The following is a 17,699-nucleotide window of genomic DNA, read 5'->3' on the forward strand; positions in this document are numbered from 1 at the left end:
AGGGCATGAACCCCGACGACGTGATGGACCTGATCAAGGACGTCAGCGCCCGCATCATCGAGCCGCGCTTCCGCGCGCTCGGCAGCGGCGACGTGGGCACGAAGGGGCCCGGCGACTTCGTCACCGTCGCCGACCGCCAGGCCGAGGCGGAGTTCATCCGGCTCCTCGGGCGGGCCTTCCCCGGCGCCGTCGTCGTCGGCGAGGAAAGCTGCTACGCCGACCCGTCCCTCATGGGCGCCATCGGCGCCGCCGAGCACTGCTTCGTCATCGATCCGGTCGACGGAACCGGCAACTTCGTCCGCGGCAGCGACGACTTCGCCGTCATGGTCGCCGAGATGCGGGGGCCGCGGACCGTCGCCGGATGGATCTGGCAGCCCCGCCACGGGCTCGGCTACCAGGCGACGGTCGGCGGGGGAGTCACCCGCAACGGCGCGCCCGTCACGCCGAGCCCCACCCATCCGCGCCCGACCGGCGCCACCGGGCAGCGCCTGTGGCGCGGCTTCGACGCCGCCGGGCGCCTGGCCCCGCTCCGGGAGTCCTCGCACTGCGCCGGCGTCGACTACCCGCAGGTCGTCACCGGCCTGCTCGACTTCGTCGCCTACCGCCGCCCCAGACCCTGGGACCACCTGGCGGGCGGCCTCATGCTCACCGAGATGGGCGGCGGCATCGTCCACCTCGACGGCTCCCCGTGGACGCCCGGCGGCCCCGAGACCCCGATCATCAGCAGCCGCGACCTGGACACCGCCCGGCGCGTCGGCGCCCTGTGGCTGCCGTACACCCTGCGCTCCTGACCCGTCCCGGGGCGGTGCGGGCGCCCGACGGCGGCGGGCGGCGCGCTATGCTGGCACTCGATGGCCGAGAGTGCCAGAGCCCGGCGCGCGAGGGCCCGGCCGGCGTCGGCGGATCGGGGAACGGCGGATCCAGCAGAGGGGGCAGCGGTGATCGACGATCGCAAGCTCGACGTGCTCAGGGCTGTCGTCACCGACTACGTCTCGAGCCGCGAGCCCGTCGGCTCCAAGGCCCTCGTCGAGCGCCACCGCATGAAGGTCTCGCCGGCCACCGTGCGCAACGACATGGCGGCCCTCGAGGAGGAGGGCTACCTCACCCAGCCGCACACGAGCGCCGGGCGCATCCCCACCGACAAGGGCTACCGCCTCTTCGTCGACCGGATCGCGCAGGTCAAGCCGCTGTCGCCGGCCGAGCGCCGCGCCATCTCGACCTTCCTCGACGGGGCCGTCGACCTGGACGACATCGTCACGCGCACCGTGCGGCTGCTGGCCATGATCACCCACCAGGTCGCCCTCGTGCAGTACCCGGCCGTCGGCTCCGTGCGCGTGCGCCACGTGGAGCTCGTCACCCTGGCCCCCCAGACGGTCATGGTGATCCTCATCACCTCGGTCGGCAGCATCCACCAGCGCAGTCTGCTGGTCCCCGAGCACTCGGCGGACGACCTGGCCCTGCTGCGCGAGCGCATCAACTCCGCGGTGGGCGCCCGGACCGTCTCGACGGCCCTCGAGGCGCTGCGCGGCCTCGACCCGCGCGGCCTGCCGTCGGTCGCCGGCGATGTCCTGGGCGCCCTCGACGACATGCTCGCGGCCGACACCGCCCCGCGGATCGCGGTCGGCGGCGTGCCGAACCTGTCGCGCCTCGGCGCCGAGTTCGACACGACCGTCAAGCCGATGCTCGAGGCCCTCGAGGAGCAGGTCGTCCTGCTCAAGCTGCTCGGCGCCGCCGCCGCCGACCTTCCCGGTGACGTCGCCGTGCGCATCGGCGAGGAGAACCCCTACGGCCCGCTCCGGACGACCTCCGTCGTGGCGAGCAGCTACGGGCCCTCCGATTCGCCGGCGCACCTGGGTATCGTCGGTCCCACCCGGATGGACTACCCGTCCATGATGGCCATCGTGCGTGCCGTCGCCCGCTATGTCGGCCAGTTCCTGACAGAAGGTTGATCAACTCCACCGATGAGTACTGACTATTACGAGGTCCTCGGCGTCCCCCGCGACGCCACCGCCGAGCAGATCAAGCGCGCCTACCGGAAGAAGGCGATGCAGGTGCACCCGGACGTCACGGACGATCCGGACGCCGAGGAGAAGTTCAAGGCCGTCAACGAGGCCTACGAGGTGCTCTCCGATCCGCAGAAGAAGGCGGTCTTCGACCGCGGCGGCGACCCCATGCGCAACGGCGCCGGCGGCTCCGGCGGTGCCGGCTACGGCGACCCCTTCGGCGGCATGGGCGGTTTCGGCGGCTTCTCCGGCGCCGGCGGCTTCGACGTCGGCGACCTGCTCGGCGCCATGTTCGGCGGCGCCGGGGGCGCCTCGAGCCGCGGCCCTCGCTCGCGCGTCCACCAGGGCTCCGACCAGCTGCTGCGCGTGCGGCTCAGCCTGGCCGAGGCCGCGTTCGGCACGACGAGCAAGCTCGACCTCGACACCTACGTCGTCTGCCCGACCTGCTCCGGCAAGGGCTCGGCGGCCGGCTCCGAGCCGGTCATCTGCGTCCAGTGCCACGGCTCCGGCTCGGTGACGCAGGTGCAGCGCTCCTTCCTCGGCGACATCCGCTCCACCACCGTCTGCCCGACGTGCAACGGCTACGGCTCGACGATTCCGAGCCCCTGCCCGGAGTGCTCCGGCCAGGGCAGGGTGCGCACCCGCCGCCAGATCTCGGTGAAGATCCCCGCCGGGGTGAGCAGCGGCAACCGCATCCACCTGCGCGGCCAGGGCGAGGTCGGCACCGGCGGCGGCCCGGCCGGCGACCTGTACGTCGAGGTCCTCGTGGCCGAGCACGAGGTCTTCCGGCGCGACGGCGACAATCTCGAGATGGTCCTGACCATCCCGATGACGGCCGCCGCCCTCGGCTGCACCGTGCCGATCACCACGCTCGAGGCCGAGCTGGAGGGCGCCACCCCTGAGGACTCGACGGTCGAGCTCGCGATCCCGGCCGGAACCCAGGCCGCCACCCGGCTCGTCGTCAAGGGCCGCGGCGTCCCGGCCCTGCGCGGCCGCGACAAGGGCCGGCGCGGCGAACTGGGCGTCACCGTCGTCGTCGAGACCCCGACCCGGCTCAGCGACGAGCAGCGCGAGCTGCTGGCCCGGCTCGCGGAGCTGCGCGGCGAGGGCGATGGCGGGGTCGGTGTGCGGCCCGGCGCCGACAGGGGCTTCTTCAACCGGCTGCGCGAGGCCTTCAACGGATGACCGATCCGCTCTTCTGGGCCGGTCCCGAGGACGTCGCCGCGGCCCGGCCCGGCGCCACGATCCTCCTCGAGGGCGACGAGGGCCGTCACGCCGCCGCCGTGCGGCGCCTGCGCGTCGGCGAGTCCGTCGTGCTGGCCGACGGCGAGGGCCGCGGCGTGCGCGGCCGCGTCACGGCGGTCGGGGGGTCCTCGCTCGAAGTCGCGGTCGACGAACTGCTCGAGGCCCCCGCCGAGCCCCTGGAGCTCGTCGCCGTCCAGGGCCTGGCCAAGGGGGACCGCTCCGAGATCGCCATCGAGGCCATGACGGAGCTGGGGGTCCGCCGCATCGTCGCCTGGCAGGCCTCGCGCAGCGTCGTGCGCTGGGACGGCAAGGTTGACAAGGGCCTCGCCAGGTGGCGCGCCGCAGCCGCCCGTGCCGCCAAGCAGTCGCGCCGTCTGCGCATCCCGCGGCTCGAGGCGGCCGGCACCGGCTCCGTCGCGGAGCTGCTCGCCGGCGCCGACCTGCCCCTGGTCCTCCACGAGGGATCCGCGCAGCCGCTGTCGGAGGTGCCGGTGCCGTCCACGGGCCGCGTCGTCGTGGTCATCGGGCCCGAGGGCGGCATCGCCCCCGACGAGCTCGGGACGTTCACCGCAGCCGGTGCCCGACCCGTCCTCGTCTCGGACGCGGTGCTGCGCAGCTCGACGGCGGGCGTCGTCGCGCTCGCCCAGGTGCGGGCCCTCGCGGGTCGTTGACTCCTGGCGTCGTGTTCGCCGTCGGGGCGGGGCCGTCGGGTTCTCACACCCGCAGTTCGGGCGGTACGGGCATGCCCGAGGGGCGCAGGCCGGACAGGTCCTTGAGGACGACGTGGTTGCGGTCGTTCGTCGAGCCCACCGTGAACAGGGGGCCCAGGCCCATCGACTGCCAGCGGCTGCGCATCTGCCAGGCCGCTGCGTCGTCGCCGCCGATGCGCCAGAAGTTCACCAGGTAGCCGCCCTCGTACAGATGGAGCAGGGCGTAGCCGGCCGGGTAGGACGAGCAGGCCGCCACCTCGAGGTACTCGGCGCTGGCCCCCTGCACGTCGGCGCGGCCGCGGCGCATCCGGTGGGTGTGCCCGGCGTGGTGCAGGAACAGCCCGCGGGCCTTCCGCTCGGCGAGCTGGAGCTCCATGCGGTCGCGCATGCGCAGCATGAACTGCGGCCCCGACGGATAGGTCAGGGCCGCATCGTTGGTCGCGGGGTGGTGGGCGGTGACGATGGTGGGCCGGTCGTGGTCCTCGGACAGGAGGGACCGGAAGTCGCTCATCTGCGCCGGCGTGATCCAGCCGCCGCCCCCGCCGCGGGTGGTGTCCAGGCCGATGATGCGCAGCCCCGAGGCCGTCGTGGTGGTGCACATCGCCTGGTAGTCGGTGAAGTGCTCGGCGAAGGGATCGGTGCCGTCGTGCTGCGATCTGTCATGGTTGCCGCGCACCGCCAGCCAGGACTCGTGGCGCCGGCCGTAGCTGTCCAGCAGGGCGCGGGCGCAGGCGGTCTGCTCGGCCGTGCCCTTGGAGGTCACGTCGCCGCCGAGCACGAGGAAGGGGTGACCCCGCCGCGAGTCGAGCTCGTCGAGCATGGCGGTGAACATCGCCTGCGCGTAGTTCTTCTGCCCCGGTCCCGGCTTCACCGAGGTGGGCAGCGGCCCGAGGACGATGCCCTGGCGCTTCTCGCCCAGGTGCGAGTCGTTGGCCAGGGCGATCGTCTCCAGGTAGTGCCCGGGCGGAGGGGTGAGCGTCATGAAGCGGTGGGTGCGCTCCGGGCTGTGGCGACGGTTCGTGATGGCCATGCCGGGCGTGGGCTGCTGGTCGCCGGACATGGCGCGGAAGTGGTACTCGCACCCTGGCTCCAGACCGTCGATCCGCACCTTGTGGAAGGCGGTCGGCCGACTGTCCTCGTGGACGAGCCGCAGCGGGGCGCCGGCCGGGGCCAGCCAGACCCGCGCGTCGGTGCGGTAGGGCTGGGGGACGAGCCTGCCGTGGCGGATGCATCGCGTGATCCAGCTGATCACCACGCTCGTGGGGGTGATGGTGAGGACTTCGAGATCGGTCGCTAGGAAGGGCTTCGGCACGGGCCGAGACTACTGCGCTCCGGCCCGCGGCCGGGTGCCAGCTCGCCGGTTCCGCCGATGCCGGTGCACGCGGGGCGGCCGCACCCCGTTCACGGGAACCGGGCGCGGCGGTGGTTCTGCCACAATCATCTCCATGACCTCCCAGGACGACTTCGGCTTCACCCCGGGCGCGCGGCTGCCCAACGGCCTGGGGCGCACGGGGACGATCACGACGCCGCACGGGACGGTCCGGACCCCGGCGTTCGTCGTCGTCGGGACGAAGGCGGCCGTCAAGGCCATGCTGCCCGAGCAGGTCGCGGCCGCCGGAGGCCAGGCCGTGCTGGCCAACGCCTTCCACCTGTACCTCCAGCCCGGGCCGGGGATCGTCGACGCGGCGGGCGGCCTGGGCCGCTTCATGGGCTGGCCCGGGCCCACCCTCACCGACTCCGGCGGTTTCCAGGTGATGAGCCTCGGCTCGGGCTTCCGGAAGACCCTCGCCATGGACACCACGGGCCTCCAGGACGACGACGTCATCGCCGCCGGGCATGAGCGCCGGGCCCGCGTCGACGACGACGGCGTCGACTTCAAGAGCCCCCTGGACGGCTCCCCGCACCGCTTCACCCCCGAGGTGAGCATGGGCGTCCAGCACCGCCTCGGTGCCGACATCATGTTCGCCTTCGACGAGTTGACGACGTTGTTCAACACTCGCGGCTACCAGGTCGAGGCCCTCGAGCGCACCCGGCGCTGGGCCCGGCGCTGCCTCGACGAGCATGCGCGCCTGACCGGGGCGCGCCGCCACCGGCCCTACCAGGCGCTCTTCGGCATCATCCAGGGCGCCCAGTACGAGGACCTGCGCCGCAGGGCCTGCCGCGAGCTGTCGGCGATGCGCTCGTCCGACGGCGGTCTGCCCTTCGACGGCTACGGCATCGGCGGCGCCATCGAGAAGGCCCGCCTGGGCGAGATCGTCGGCTGGTGCGCCGACGAGCTGCCCGACGACCGGCCCCGCCACCTGCTCGGCATCAGCGAGCCCGACGACCTCTTCGCCGCCTGCGCGGCCGGCGCCGACACCTTCGACTGCGTCAACCCCAGCCGCGTGGCCCGCAACGCCGCCATCTACACGGCGGACGGGCGCTACAACGTCACCACCGCCGCGAACCGCCGCGCCTTCGTCCCCCTCGAGGACGGCTGCGACTGCTACACCTGCACGCACTGCACACGCGCCTATCTGCACCACCTGTTCAAGGCCCACGAGATCAACGGGAAGGTCCTCGCGACGGTGCACAACGAGCGCTTCACCGTCCGGCTCGTCGACCGCATCCGCCGCTCCATGGCCGACGGCGACTTCGAGGACTTCCGCGCCGAGTGGCTCGGCCGCTACAACGCCAACGGGGGGCGGGCCGCCTCGCCGTGACGTCCCGTCGGGCGGGGCGAATCCGTTCGGGATCATCGTCGGCAATGCCGCCATCGGCGGCCCTGTCATGGCAGGATCGAGACATGAGTGAGATCAACGAGGAGCTGCCCGTCGGCGAGAGCGCGGAGAACAGCGATCTGGCCCAGCTGTCCCAGGCCGATTCGCTCATCGACCGGGGGGTCGCCGATCCCCTGGACGAGGGCTTCGTCGCCCCCGACCACTGGTCCGCGGCCCAGCGCTTCGGGAACACCCCGGCGGAGATGGCGCAGGGGGAGACCATCGACCAGCGGGCCGCCCAGGAGGAGCCCGAGCCCAGCGGCGAGCCCGGCCCCGACTGGAACCCCGGCGGCGAGAAGCGCCAGGTCGGTTCGACACGGGCCGGACGGCTCGTGGCCGCGGGCGGCGGTATCGACGGCCCGGACACGGAGTCCCAGGCGGTCGCCTCCGACGTGGGCATCTCCGGGGGCGCCGCCAGCGCCGAGGAGGCCGCGATGCACATCATCGACGAGGACGACCTCGCCCGCCGCGGCGACGAGGACGACGAGCCGGCGGGGTCCCGCCCCGCCCACGGCTGAGCCCCGCGCCCCCGGTCCGCCGTCCGCCCCGCACGGGCGTGGTTCGCTCACGGCATGCGTCTCGAATGATGAAATAACTGTCTCGTTTCGTGAGACACACTTATCCTGGAGGGCGTGTCAACAGCAACCGATCTCACGAATGACGCCATGACCGCCGACCGGGGAGCCCCTGCCGGCGGCAGTTCCGCATGGCGCATCATCGTCTCCTCGTTGGTCGGCACGACCATCGAGTTCTACGACTTCTACGCGTACGCGACGGCGGCCATCTCGGTCTTCCCGCTCCTGTTCTTCAGGACGGCGACCGACACCGGCGCGTTGCTGGCCTCGCTGGCCACCTTCGGCGTCGCCTTCGTCGCGCGTCCCGTCGGCTCCGTGCTCTTCGGCCACTTCGGCGACCGCGCCGGGCGCAAGGCCACCCTCGTCGCCTCGCTGCTGACCATGGGCATCGCCACCGTCCTCATCGGCCTGCTGCCCACCTACGAGGCGGTCGGCATCGCCGCCCCCGCATTCCTCGCCCTCATGCGCTTCTGCCAGGGTCTGGGCCTCGGCGGCGAGTGGTCGGGCGCCTCGCTGCTGGCCGGTGAGAACTCCCGCCCCGGCAAGCGCGGCTTCGACTCGATGTGGCCCCAGCTGGGCGCCCCGATCGGCTTCCTGCTGGCCAACGGCTTCTTCCTCCTGCTCACCGTGGCGATGGACTACGACTCGACGACGGCCCCGAGCAACCACGTCTTCCTCGCCTGGGGATGGCGCCTGCCCTTCCTCTTCTCGGCCGTCATCGTCGTCCTCGGCCTGTGGGTGCGCTTCACGCTGGACGAGACCCCGAGTTTCCGGCGGGCCCAGCAGCGGGGCGACGTGGTGAAGGCCCCGGTCGTCGAGGTCTTCCGGACCTCCTGGGGCCCACTGGTGCGCGGCACCTTCCTCATGGTCGCCACCTACACGCTCTTCTACCTCATGACGACGTGGATCCTGTCCTACTCGATCGGCAAGGTCGGCTCCGGCTTCCTCGGCATCGGCTACCACGACTTCCTCGTCGTCCAGCTCATCACGATCTGCGCGTTCGCCGTGACCATCCCGATCTCGGGCATCCTCGGCGACCGCTGGGGGCGCAAGCGCTTCCTCACGATCGTCACCGCCGCCATCGTGCTCTTCGGGGCCAGCTTCGGCTTCTTCCTGAGCCCCGAGAGGATCGGCACCGGCTCCGACGCCAACCTCGTCCGCATGACCGTCTTCATGCTCATCGGCATGGCCCTCATGGGCCTGACCTTCGGCATCCAGTCGGCCCTGCTGCCCGAGCTGTTCCCGACCAATGTGCGCTACACCGGCTCGGCCATCAGCTACAACGTGGCTTCGATCCTGGGCGCCTCGGTGGCCCCGTTCATCGCCGCCTGGCTCGCCGGCCGCTTCGGCCCGGGCGCCGTCGGTCTCTACCTCATCGCCATGGCCCTGTGCACCCTGGCCTCGCTCGTCACCATGAGGGAGACCAAGGACCTCGACCTCGACACCGTGGGCCGCGACGGCACGGTCGTCGTCGTGGCGCAGGGCTGACCTGCGCCCGCCGCGTCCGGCGTCGCCCGGGTGCGGCGGACGTCCGCCGGGGGCGGTCACCGCGTAGCATGGGGGCCGGCACCGCCCCTTCGGGGGAGATCGTTCTCTTGTGAAAGGCCCCGTTCTGACCAGCACGAACATCCGGCGCGCCGATGGCGCCGACGACACCGACGACCAAGGCGTGCGCACCATCCTCGTGCCCGCCTCGCTCGACATGGTCAACCTGCTCGGTCCGCGCGACGAGTTCCTGCGCCTGCTCGAGGGGCGCCTCGACGCGGACGTCATGGTCCGCGGCAACCGCATCACCCTCACCGGGCCCGCCGACGCGGTCGAGCTGGCCTGGCGGGTGCTCACCGAGATGATCACCATCATTCGCACCGGCCAGGGCCTGACCGGCGAGGCCGTCGAGCGCATCGTCGCGATGGAGTCGGACGACCCGCGGGTGCACCCCTCGGCGGTCCTCACCCAGAACATCCTGTCGAATCGGGGCCGGACGATCCGGCCCAAGACCCTCAACCAGAAGCGCTACGTCGACGCGATCGACACCCACACGCTCACCTTCGGCGTCGGTCCCGCCGGCACCGGCAAGACCTACCTGGCCATGGCGAAGGCCGTCCAGGCGCTGCAGTCCAAGCAGGTCAACCGCCTCATCCTGACCCGTCCGGCCATCGAGGCGGGGGAGCGGCTCGGCTTCCTGCCCGGCACCCTCTCGGACAAGATCGACCCGTACCTGCGCCCCCTCCACGACGCCCTGCACGACATGCTCGACCCCGACCGGGTGCCGAAGCTCATCACGAGCGGCGTCATCGAGGTGGCCCCGCTGGCCTACATGCGCGGCCGCACGCTCAACGACGCCTTCATCGTCCTCGACGAGGCCCAGAACACGAGCCCCGAGCAGATGAAGATGTTCCTGACCCGGCTGGGCTTCAACTCGAGGATCGTCGTCACGGGCGACACCACGCAGGTCGACCTGCCCGGCGGGGCCCCGAGCGGCCTGCGCCAGGTCGAGGGCATCCTCGACGGGATCGAGGACATCGCCTTCTGCAGGCTGACCAGCCACGACGTCGTCCGGCACCGGCTCGTCGGGCGCATCGTCGCCGCCTACGACCGATACGACACCACCCATGCGCGCCGTTCGGGGCGCCGCCAGGAGCAGCAGTGATCGACATCAACAACGAGTCCGGCGAGCAGGTCGACACCCAGGCGCTCGTCCGGCTGGCGCGCTACGCCCTCGGGGCGCTGCGCATCCACCCGCAGGCCGAGCTGTCGATCCTGCTCGTCGACGAGGACACCATGGCCGCCTACCACCGCCGGTTCATGGACCTGGAGGGCCCGACCGACGTCATGAGCTTCCCCATGGATGAGCTGCGCGTCCCCGACGACGAGGAGGAGCCCCCGCAGGGCCTGCTCGGCGACATCGTCCTCTGCCCGTCCTTCACGGACGCCCAGGCGGGGGGCAACGGCCGCACCAACCAGGAGGAGATGGAGTACCTGCTCGTCCACGGGCTGCTCCACCTGCTCGGCCACGACCACGCCGAGCCCGAGGAGAAGGCCGTCATGTTCGACCTCAACGACCGCGTCATCGCCGGCTGGCGGGAGGCCGGATGACCTCCGGCCAGTGGATCGCGCTGGCCGTCGCGCTCCTCGCGACGGTCCTCGCCAGCCTGCTCGCGGCCGGCGAGACGGCGCTGCAGGTCATCACGCCCTCGCGGGCCCGGCACATGGTCGACGACGGCATCGCCGGCGCCGCGCGCGTCGCCGAGATCGAGGCCGATCCGGCCCCGACCATCAACACGGCGATGCTCCTGCGCATCGGGTGCGAGATGGTCACCGCCTGCGCCGTCCTCCACGTGCTCTCCGAGCACCTGAAGGGCACCGGGGCGCGTCTCGTCGTGCCCGTGCTCATCCTCACCGTTGTCGCCTTCATCCTCTGGGGCGTCATGCCGCGCACCCTCGGCCGCCAGCGCGCCGAGACCGTCGCCGTGCGCGCCGCCGCCCCGCTGCGCCTGTGCACCGCGCTGCTCGGCTGGCTGACCAGCGCGCTCATCCTCGTCGGCAATGCGGTCACACCGGGCCGCGGCTACGCCGACGGGCCCTTCGCCTCCGAGGAGGAGCTGCGCCGGCTCGTCGACATCGCCGAGCAGAACGACGCCATCGAGCACGGCGAGCGCGAGATGATCCACTCGGTCTTCGAGCTGGGCGACACGCTCGTGCGCGAGGTCATGGTGCCCCGCACCGACGTCGTCTTCATCGAGTCGGGCCGGACGCTGCGCCAGGGCATGAGCCTGGCCCTGCGCTCGGGCTTCAGCCGCATCCCCGTCATCGGCGAGAACCTCGACGACGTGCGCGGCGTCATGTACATCAAGGACCTCACCCAGCGGGTCTTCGACAACCCCGACGCCGAGCGCGCCGAGACCGTCGACCAGCACATGCGTCCGGTCGCCTTCTGCCCGGACTCCAAGCCGGTGGACGAGCTGCTCGCCGAGATGCAGGCCAGCCGCAACCACATGGTCGTCGTCGTCGACGAGTTCGGCGGCTCGGCCGGCCTGGCCACCATCGAGGACCTCGTCGAGGAGATCGTCGGCGAGATCACCGATGAGTACGACGCCGAGCCCGACATGGCCGAGGAGCTCGGTCCCGACCGCTGGCGCGTCTCGGCCCGCATGCCCCTCGACGAGGTCGGCGACCTGTTCGACCTCGAGCTCGCCGACGAGGACGTCGAGACCGCCGGAGGACTCATGGCCAAGCTGCTCAACCGCGTCCCCATCCCCGGGGCGCACGTCGCGTGGCAGGGCGTCGAGTTCACCGCCGAACGGGCCACCGGCCGGCGCCACCAGATCGACACCATCGTCGTCTCCCGGCCTCCGGAGCCGACGGCCGACGAGCAGGAGGACGCCGATGAGTGAGCCCGCGAGTGCCCCCGAGGGATTCCGCAGCGGCTTCGTCTGCTTCGTCGGCCGCCCCAACGCGGGCAAGTCGACGCTGATGAACGCCCTCGTCAGGCGTAAGATCGCCATCACCAGCCCGAAGCCGCAGACCACTCGCCACACGGTGCGCGGCATCGTCCACCGCGCCGAGGGCCAGCTCGTCGTCATCGACACGCCCGGCGTGAGCAGACCCCGCTCGCTGCTCCAGAACCGGCTCAACGACCTCGTCCGCGACACCTGGGCCGAGGTCGACGTCGTCGCTCTCGTGCTGCCCAGCGACGAGCGGATCGGCCCCGGCGACAGATACCTGGCGGGCCAGCTGGCCCGGCTGCGGGGTGGCCCGTCGGTCGTGGCCGTCGCCACGAAGACCGACCTCGTGAACCCGCCGCGCCTGGCCCGGCACCTGGCCGGCATCGGCGCCCTCGAGGACGAGTGCGGCCTCGCCCTCGAGCAGGTCGTGCCGTGCTCGGCGCTCGTGGGGGACCAGGTCGACGAGGTCGCCGACGTGCTGCTCGGCCTCATGGAGCCCGGGCCGGCGTTCTACCCCGACGGCGAGATCACCGACGAGCCCGACGAGACCCTGGCCGCCGAGCTCATCCGCGAGGCCGCCCTCGAGGAGGTGCGCGACGAGCTGCCGCACTCGATCACCGTGTCCGTCGTCGAGATGGGTCTGCGCGAGGACCGCGACGGGCGCCGTCCGCTGCTCGACATCCATGCCGACCTCGTCGTCGAGCGGGACTCGCAGAAGGGCATCATGGTCGGCAGGGGCGGCGAGCGCGTCAAACGGATCGGCACCCGCGCGCGGCGCCAGATCTCGTCGCTGCTCGGCACCCCCGTGCGCCTCGACCTCAGGGTCAAGGTGGTCAAGGACTGGCAGCGCGACGCCAAGCAGCTGAACCGACTGGGATTCTGAGGGGGACCGTCATGGCACTCATCGGACGCGAACGCCGTGCCGCATTCGGCACGCGGCTCATCTTCGAGGGCCTCGTCAACGCGCAGGGCGACAAGGTGGGCGCGATCGTGCACGACCTCGGCGCGACCAACGTCCTGAGCTTCTCGGTGCGGCCCGTCGACGGGGACCTGGTCGAGGTGAGCTCGCGCATCGAGTGCAAGAACGCCAACCCCTTCACCTGGACGCACGCCCTGACCAGGGTCGACGACCGGCTCCACGACCTGGAGCGCACCCCCGACATGCCCGATCCCTGCGTGCCCGGCCGGACCGAGTACGCCATCGCCACCTACCTCGCCGACAAGCCCGAGCACGCCCCGATCGCGTGCACGATGATCGACGAGATCACCGGGGGGCGGCACCGGGCGGTCTTCACCTGGACCGGGCCCGGGACCATCACCTGGACCCTCGACGGGGCGCTCCGCCGGCGCTACACGGTCGCCTCCGAGCGGATCGTCTCCAGCGAGCAGGGCGCCCTCACCGCGGTGCTCGCCGCCGATGAGGACGACCTGCTGTCCGACATCGCGCCGGCCATCCGGTACCGTGTCATCGACTTCATGAAGGACGCGAACAGGCGATGAGCCGTTCCCGCGGTGCCATGACCGGACGAGGGCCGCGGCCGTGAGACGATGGAACCGCACAACGCACTAGGAGGCAATCATGGCGATCTGCAAGAAACGTGCCGCGAAGAAGGCGGAGAAGAGGGCCGCCAAGGCCGCTGCCCGGGCCGAGGAGGCCCAGACCAGGAGGAAGGGCTCGTTCCTCGGCCGCTGCGTGCGCAGGCTGTTCGTCTGCACACTCGTCCTCGGCGGCATCGTCGGTGCCATGGCCTACCTCGGCCGCCCCGGGACGGGGGACGGCGAGGACGCCTGAGTTCCGCCGCGGACCCCGCGTCGGGACCGCCGGCGCCCGATGGTCCGGGGTCGGCGCCCCGACGCCGGCCCGAGGGCCCTGCGCCGACCGTCCGGTGCGGAGCGGCTCGGCGCCCGGTGCGTGCGGGAGCCGGTGGGCGCAGGACGAGGCGGATGCGCGGGGAGGGACCGGCCCATGGGCCGGTCCCTCCCCGCGCATCCCGGCCCCGGGCGCGTTCAGTCGGCGGCGTCCGCCCACCAGGTGAGCTCGCCGTTGGCCATCGTGAGGTGGACCCGCGTCTCGGCGAGGTGCTCGGGATCGGTCTCGAGCGGGTTCTCGTCGAGGGCGATGAGATCGGCGTGGCCGCCGGGCACGAGCGCGGCGATGCGCCCGGTCGAGGAGCGCAGGGCCTGGGCGATGCTCAGCGACTCGGAGGCGTTCCACGGCTCCTGCCCCGGGACGGCGCGCAGCACCGCGGTCCGGATCGCCAGCCACGGATCGATCGGCGTGACCGGGGCGTCGGTGCCGAAGGCGAGGGGTACGCCCGCCTCGAGCATCGAGCGCAGCGGGAAGGAGCGCCCGGCCCCGGTCGGCCAGCTGTCCTCGATGAGCTCCCGGTCCGCGAGCATGTGCACCGGCTGCACGCTCGCGTGGAGGCCGAGCTCGGCCATGCGGGCGATGTCCGCCGCGCTCGGCACCATGGCGTGCTCGATGCTGCCCGAGGCCCCCGTCTCGGCGAAGCAGTCGAGCGTCATGGCGATCGCCCGGTCCCCGATGGCGTGGACCGCGAGCTGCAGGCCGTTCAGCTCGCCGCGGCTCATGAGGGTGGCGAGCTTCTCCCGGCTGATGCTCGGCGAGCCGTGCGGGTCCAGGCCGCTGTCCGGATCCCCGTACGGGTGCGTGCACCAGGCGGTCTGGGCGGTGAAGGAGCCGTCGGTGATGATCTTGAGCGGCCCGCCGCGCAGCCATCCGGCCTCGTCGATGGGGTGGCCGGTGCGCATCCCCGCCCCGATGGCCTCGTCGATGCTGTCGGCCCAGCAGGCGATGACGACGCGCAGGAGCTGGTCGGTCCGGGCGGCGCGGCGCCGCCACGTGCGGATGCGCTCGGGCCCGTGCTGCATGTCGACGATGCCCACGATGCCGCGGGAGGCCGCCTGCTCCTGCGCCCTGGCGACCCAGTCGTCGAGCAGGGCCTCGTCCACGACGCTGAACCGGTCCTCGAGCCGGAAGGCGTCCTTCTCGCGCAGGACGCCGTCGGCGAGATCCTCGCGGTCCATGCCCCAGTGGCGCCGGGCGGCCCGGTTCGCCCAGGCGGTGTGGAGGTTCGCCGCCACGACGACGAGGGGCCGGGTCCCGCTGATCGCGTCGAGCATCCTGCCGTCCAGGTCGTCGGCCCAGGCCCAGTGCTGGGCGCCCATCGCGATGACGGGATCCTCGTCCGAGCCGGCCTCGACGATGCGTCGCAGGCCTGCGCACAGCTCGGCCGCGCTGTCGGCCCGGCCCGCATCGGGGCGACGGCAGGCCATGGCCCACAGGTCGAAGTGCACGTGCGCGTCCCACAGCCCGGGCATGACCCAGCGGCCCTGCAGGTCGATCTCGGCGCCGTCGTCGCCGGCGCCCGTCGTCGACACGTCGGAGCGGTAGATGCGCGAGCCGCTGATCACAATGTCGCGGGGTCGGTCCGACACGCCCGTCGCGAGGTCGACCATCCTGGCATTGCGGAGTCTCATGCCCCCATCAAACCCCTCGACGCAATGGGCCCGGAGGGGTGTCCGGGGCGTCAGGACATGCTGTCGCGTCGTGCCGGGGCTGTGAGCTAGCATGGGTCCGTGGCTGTGGACAGTGCCGCCCTGAGGGGGCTGCTACTTCTGTGCCGCAGTGAGATCCGTTCCGAGTAGTCGGCCAGTCTCGCTGCGGAGTGCTGTCGCGCCGGCGCCCGGGCCAGTGCCCGGAGTCCTCTCCTGACGAAGGATCCTCACATGACCACCGTTCCCCCCGTCCCCCACGTGTGCCCGCTGGCGGCGCCGGTCCAGCGGCCCAGCGGCATGAGCGTCGGCCGGTACCGTCCGGCCGAGACGATCCCGCTGCCCGACCGCACCTGGCCCGACCGGCGCATCACGAAGGCCCCGCGCTGGCTGTCCACCGATCTGCGCGACGGCAACCAGGCCCTCATCGACCCGATGACCCCGGGGCGCAAGCGCAAGATGTTCGACCTGCTCGTCCAGATGGGCTACAAGGAGATCGAGGTCGGCTTCCCGTCGGCCTCGCAGACCGAGTGGGACTTCGTCCGTTCGCTCATCGAGGACGACGCCATCCCCGAGGACGTCACCATCTCGGTGCTCACCCAGGCCCGCGAGGACCTCATCGACCGCACCGCCCAGTCGCTCGTCGGCGCGCACCACGCGGTCATCCACATGTACAACGCCATCGCCGAGCTCTTCCGCCGCGTCGTCTTCCACAACACCGAGGCCGAGACGGTCGACCTGGCCCGGCGCGGCACCGGCTGGGTGATCCGGGCCATCGAGGAGCACCTGCCCGACACGCCTGTCGGCTACGAGTACAGCCCCGAGATCTTCACCCAGGCGCCCGTCGACTTCGCCGTCGAGGTGTGCAACGCCGTCATGGACGTCTGGCAGCCCGACGACGAGCGCGAGATCATCCTCAACCTGCCGGCCACCGTCGAGGTCTCCACCCCGAACGTCTACGCCGACCGCATCGAGTACTTCGGCCGCACCATCGCCCACCGCGACAACGTCTGCGTCTCCATGCACTGCCACAACGACCGGGGCTGCGCCGTCGCGGCCACCGAGCTGGGCATGATGGCCGGCGGTCAGCGCGTCGAGGGCTGCCTGTTCGGCCACGGCGAGCGCACCGGCAACGTCGACCTCGTGACCCTCGGCATGAACCTGTACAGCCAGGGGGTCGACCCGCAGATCGACTTCTCCGACATGGACCGCATCCGCCGCACCGTCGAGTACTGCACCGGCATGCCCGTGCCGGCCCGCCAGCCGTACGCCGGCGACCTCGTCTACACCGCCTTCTCCGGCTCCCACCAGGACGCCATCAAGAAGGGCCTGGAGGACCTCGAGGCCAGGGGCCGGGCGCAGGGCAGGACCATCCACGAGGTCGACTGGCTCGCCCCGTATCTGCCCATCGACCCGCACGACGTCGGGCGCACCTACGAGGCCGTCATCCGCGTCAACAGCCAGTCCGGCAAGGGCGGCATGGCCTATCTCATGAAGAGCGACCACCACCTCGACCTGCCGCGGCGCCTCCAGATGGAGTTCAGCCGCGTCGTGCAGGACCGCGCCGACGCCAGCGGCCGGGAGATCAGCTCCGAGGAGCTGTGGCGGCTCTTCCACGACGAGTACCTCGAGCGCGCCGAACCGATCGGCGCCCTCGACTTCACCGTCGGCGCCGCGAGGGGCCTCACGAGCGTCGACGCGACGATCGGGTTCAACGGCCGGGACGAGCGCATCAACGGCGAGGGCAACGGCCCGCTGTCCGCCTTCATCGACGCGCTCGGGCAGGTCGGCCTGACGGTCAAGGTGCTCGACTACACCGAGCACGCCCTCACCTCGGGCGGCGACGCCTACGCCGCCGCCTATGTCGAGGTGGAGGTCGGCCGCGGCGACGACGCCGTCGTCCTGTGGGGCGTCGGCATCGACCCGGACATCACGACGGCGACCCTCAAGGCCGCCGTCAGCGCCGTGAACCGGGCCTGAGCCGGGTCCGGGCCGACCGCCGGCTCAGGCCGGCAGTCGGCTCAGGCGGTCCGCGAGGACCGTGACGTGATCGTTGCCGGCGTCCTTCGCCGCGTAGACGAGGGTGAGCCGCCCCTTGCCGGAGGCCGCCGCGCGCTCCAAGAGCGCGGCCGGGGCCCCGGAGGCGTCCAGCTCCTTCGCGTAGCGGGCGGCGAACTCCTCGAAGCGCTCGGGCCGGTGCCCGAACCAGACCCGCAGCTCGGGGCTGGGGGCCACGTCCTTGCACCACTCGTCCAGCGCGGCGCGGGCCTTCGAGACGCCCCGCGGCCACAGCCGGTCGACGAGCACCCGGTAGCCGTCCTCGTCCGATGCCTGCTCGTATGCGCGCTTGATGACGATCTCCATGCCCTCCGGTCTAGCACGGACGCCGACGGCCCGTGCCCCCGGGCCCGGCCTCTCCCTCCTCGACGGCGCTGGTCTCGGCCTG

General features: G+C 72.1%; 17 protein-coding genes. 14 read left to right on the forward strand and 3 right to left on the reverse strand.

Annotated elements, in window-relative coordinates:
- Positions 1-5: 5 nt before the first annotated feature.
- The 4 genes from EGX94_RS11885 to EGX94_RS11900 all read left to right on the forward strand — a co-directional run bounded on the left by EGX94_RS11885 (position 6) and on the right by EGX94_RS11900 (position 3,919).
- Positions 6-791, forward strand: a complete 786-nt coding sequence (locus EGX94_RS11885) for an inositol monophosphatase family protein (protein ID WP_021798124.1) — start codon at positions 6-8, stop codon at positions 789-791.
- Positions 792-938: 147 nt separating this feature from the next.
- Complete coding sequence (gene hrcA / locus EGX94_RS11890; protein WP_021798127.1) at positions 939-1,949, forward strand: heat-inducible transcriptional repressor HrcA; 1,011 nt, start codon at positions 939-941, stop codon at positions 1,947-1,949.
- Between the two features lie 12 nt (positions 1,950-1,961).
- Positions 1,962-3,188 carry a molecular chaperone DnaJ gene (dnaJ, locus tag EGX94_RS11895; RefSeq protein ID WP_021798121.1) on the forward strand — a complete coding sequence of 409 codons (1,227 nt, stop codon included), beginning with the start codon at positions 1,962-1,964 and terminating at the stop codon, positions 3,186-3,188.
- On the forward strand, positions 3,185-3,919 hold the full coding sequence (locus EGX94_RS11900) for a 16S rRNA (uracil(1498)-N(3))-methyltransferase (RefSeq protein ID WP_021798131.1): 735 nt from the start codon (positions 3,185-3,187) through the stop codon (positions 3,917-3,919). Before dnaJ ends, EGX94_RS11900 begins: the two co-directional genes overlap by 4 nt.
- A 43-nt stretch (positions 3,920-3,962) precedes the next feature.
- Here the strand turns inward: EGX94_RS11900 and EGX94_RS11905 are convergent, their stop codons facing one another.
- The gene (locus EGX94_RS11905; protein WP_021798117.1) at positions 3,963-5,270 is read right to left on the reverse strand and encodes a metallophosphoesterase; all 1,308 of its coding nucleotides are present in this window, start codon (positions 5,268-5,270) and stop codon (positions 3,963-3,965) included.
- Between the two features lie 133 nt (positions 5,271-5,403).
- Between EGX94_RS11905 and tgt the strand changes: the two genes are divergently transcribed.
- The 9 genes from tgt (at position 5,404) to EGX94_RS11950 (ending at position 13,529) form a co-directional block, all read left to right on the forward strand.
- Positions 5,404-6,660 carry a tRNA guanosine(34) transglycosylase Tgt gene (gene tgt / locus EGX94_RS11910; RefSeq protein ID WP_021798116.1) on the forward strand — a complete coding sequence of 419 codons (1,257 nt, stop codon included), beginning with the start codon at positions 5,404-5,406 and terminating at the stop codon, positions 6,658-6,660.
- Positions 6,661-6,743: 83 nt separating this feature from the next.
- Complete coding sequence (locus EGX94_RS11915; protein ID WP_043122376.1) at positions 6,744-7,235, forward strand: DUF5709 domain-containing protein; 492 nt, start codon at positions 6,744-6,746, stop codon at positions 7,233-7,235.
- A gap of 114 nt (positions 7,236-7,349) precedes the next feature.
- A complete protein-coding gene (locus tag EGX94_RS11920; protein WP_021798129.1) occupies positions 7,350-8,780 on the forward strand; it encodes an MFS transporter in 1,431 nt (476 codons plus the stop codon).
- Positions 8,781-8,994: 214 nt separating this feature from the next.
- Positions 8,995-9,942 (forward strand): PhoH family protein, encoded by a 948-nt coding sequence (locus tag EGX94_RS11925; protein WP_043122388.1) that lies wholly within the window; start codon positions 8,995-8,997, stop codon positions 9,940-9,942.
- On the forward strand, positions 9,939-10,388 hold the full coding sequence (ybeY, locus tag EGX94_RS11930) for an rRNA maturation RNase YbeY (RefSeq protein WP_021798128.1): 450 nt from the start codon (positions 9,939-9,941) through the stop codon (positions 10,386-10,388). The genes EGX94_RS11925 and ybeY overlap by 4 nt, the downstream gene beginning before the upstream one ends.
- The gene (locus EGX94_RS11935) at positions 10,385-11,686 is read left to right on the forward strand and encodes a hemolysin family protein (protein WP_021798122.1); all 1,302 of its coding nucleotides are present in this window, start codon (positions 10,385-10,387) and stop codon (positions 11,684-11,686) included. The genes ybeY and EGX94_RS11935 overlap by 4 nt, the downstream gene beginning before the upstream one ends.
- The gene (era, locus tag EGX94_RS11940) at positions 11,679-12,620 is read left to right on the forward strand and encodes a GTPase Era (protein ID WP_021798125.1); all 942 of its coding nucleotides are present in this window, start codon (positions 11,679-11,681) and stop codon (positions 12,618-12,620) included. The genes EGX94_RS11935 and era overlap by 8 nt, the downstream gene beginning before the upstream one ends.
- An 11-nt stretch (positions 12,621-12,631) precedes the next feature.
- A complete protein-coding gene (locus EGX94_RS11945) occupies positions 12,632-13,237 on the forward strand; it encodes a hypothetical protein (RefSeq protein ID WP_021798132.1) in 606 nt (201 codons plus the stop codon).
- Between the two features lie 79 nt (positions 13,238-13,316).
- On the forward strand, positions 13,317-13,529 hold the full coding sequence (locus tag EGX94_RS11950) for a hypothetical protein (protein ID WP_021798115.1): 213 nt from the start codon (positions 13,317-13,319) through the stop codon (positions 13,527-13,529).
- A 215-nt stretch (positions 13,530-13,744) separates the two neighbouring features.
- On the opposite strand, the gene EGX94_RS11955 is transcribed toward EGX94_RS11950, so the two are convergent.
- Positions 13,745-15,238 carry an amidohydrolase gene (locus tag EGX94_RS11955; RefSeq protein WP_021798682.1) on the reverse strand — a complete coding sequence of 498 codons (1,494 nt, stop codon included), beginning with the start codon at positions 15,236-15,238 and terminating at the stop codon, positions 13,745-13,747.
- Between the two features lie 315 nt (positions 15,239-15,553).
- Here EGX94_RS11955 and leuA point away from each other — a divergent pair, with 315 nt between their 5' ends.
- Positions 15,554-17,233: a 2-isopropylmalate synthase gene (gene leuA, locus EGX94_RS11960; RefSeq protein WP_051383863.1), complete on the forward strand. Its 1,680-nt coding sequence runs from the start codon at positions 15,554-15,556 to the stop codon at positions 17,231-17,233.
- Positions 17,234-17,257: 24 nt separating this feature from the next.
- Here the strand turns inward: leuA and EGX94_RS11965 are convergent, their stop codons facing one another.
- Positions 17,258-17,617, reverse strand: a complete 360-nt coding sequence (locus EGX94_RS11965; RefSeq protein ID WP_021798681.1) for a DUF488 domain-containing protein — start codon at positions 17,615-17,617, stop codon at positions 17,258-17,260.
- Positions 17,618-17,699: the final 82 nt, after the last annotated feature.

This window comes from Propionibacterium acidifaciens, assembly GCF_003798325.1.
In the GTDB taxonomy this organism is placed as follows: Bacteria; Actinomycetota; Actinomycetes; order Propionibacteriales; family Propionibacteriaceae; genus Propionibacterium; species Propionibacterium acidifaciens.

Coding starts and splice junctions, on each gene's coding strand:
- EGX94_RS11945 (WP_021798132.1), top strand. CDS start 12,632: ATGGCACTCATCGGACGCGAACGCCGTGCCGCATTCGGCACGCGGCTC.
- dnaJ (WP_021798121.1), top strand. CDS start 1,962: ATGAGTACTGACTATTACGAGGTCCTCGGCGTCCCCCGCGACGCCACC.
- era (WP_021798125.1), top strand. CDS start 11,679: ATGAGTGAGCCCGCGAGTGCCCCCGAGGGATTCCGCAGCGGCTTCGTC.
- EGX94_RS11955 (WP_021798682.1), bottom strand. CDS start 15,238: ATGAGACTCCGCAATGCCAGGATGGTCGACCTCGCGACGGGCGTGTCG.
- EGX94_RS11925 (WP_043122388.1), top strand. CDS start 8,995: ATGGTCAACCTGCTCGGTCCGCGCGACGAGTTCCTGCGCCTGCTCGAG.
- EGX94_RS11965 (WP_021798681.1), bottom strand. CDS start 17,617: ATGGAGATCGTCATCAAGCGCGCATACGAGCAGGCATCGGACGAGGAC.
- tgt (WP_021798116.1), top strand. CDS start 5,404: ATGACCTCCCAGGACGACTTCGGCTTCACCCCGGGCGCGCGGCTGCCC.
- EGX94_RS11915 (WP_043122376.1), top strand. CDS start 6,744: ATGAGTGAGATCAACGAGGAGCTGCCCGTCGGCGAGAGCGCGGAGAAC.
- leuA (WP_051383863.1), top strand. CDS start 15,554: ATGAGCGTCGGCCGGTACCGTCCGGCCGAGACGATCCCGCTGCCCGAC.
- EGX94_RS11935 (WP_021798122.1), top strand. CDS start 10,385: ATGACCTCCGGCCAGTGGATCGCGCTGGCCGTCGCGCTCCTCGCGACG.
- EGX94_RS11950 (WP_021798115.1), top strand. CDS start 13,317: ATGGCGATCTGCAAGAAACGTGCCGCGAAGAAGGCGGAGAAGAGGGCC.
- EGX94_RS11900 (WP_021798131.1), top strand. CDS start 3,185: ATGACCGATCCGCTCTTCTGGGCCGGTCCCGAGGACGTCGCCGCGGCC.
- EGX94_RS11885 (WP_021798124.1), top strand. CDS start 6: ATGAACCCCGACGACGTGATGGACCTGATCAAGGACGTCAGCGCCCGC.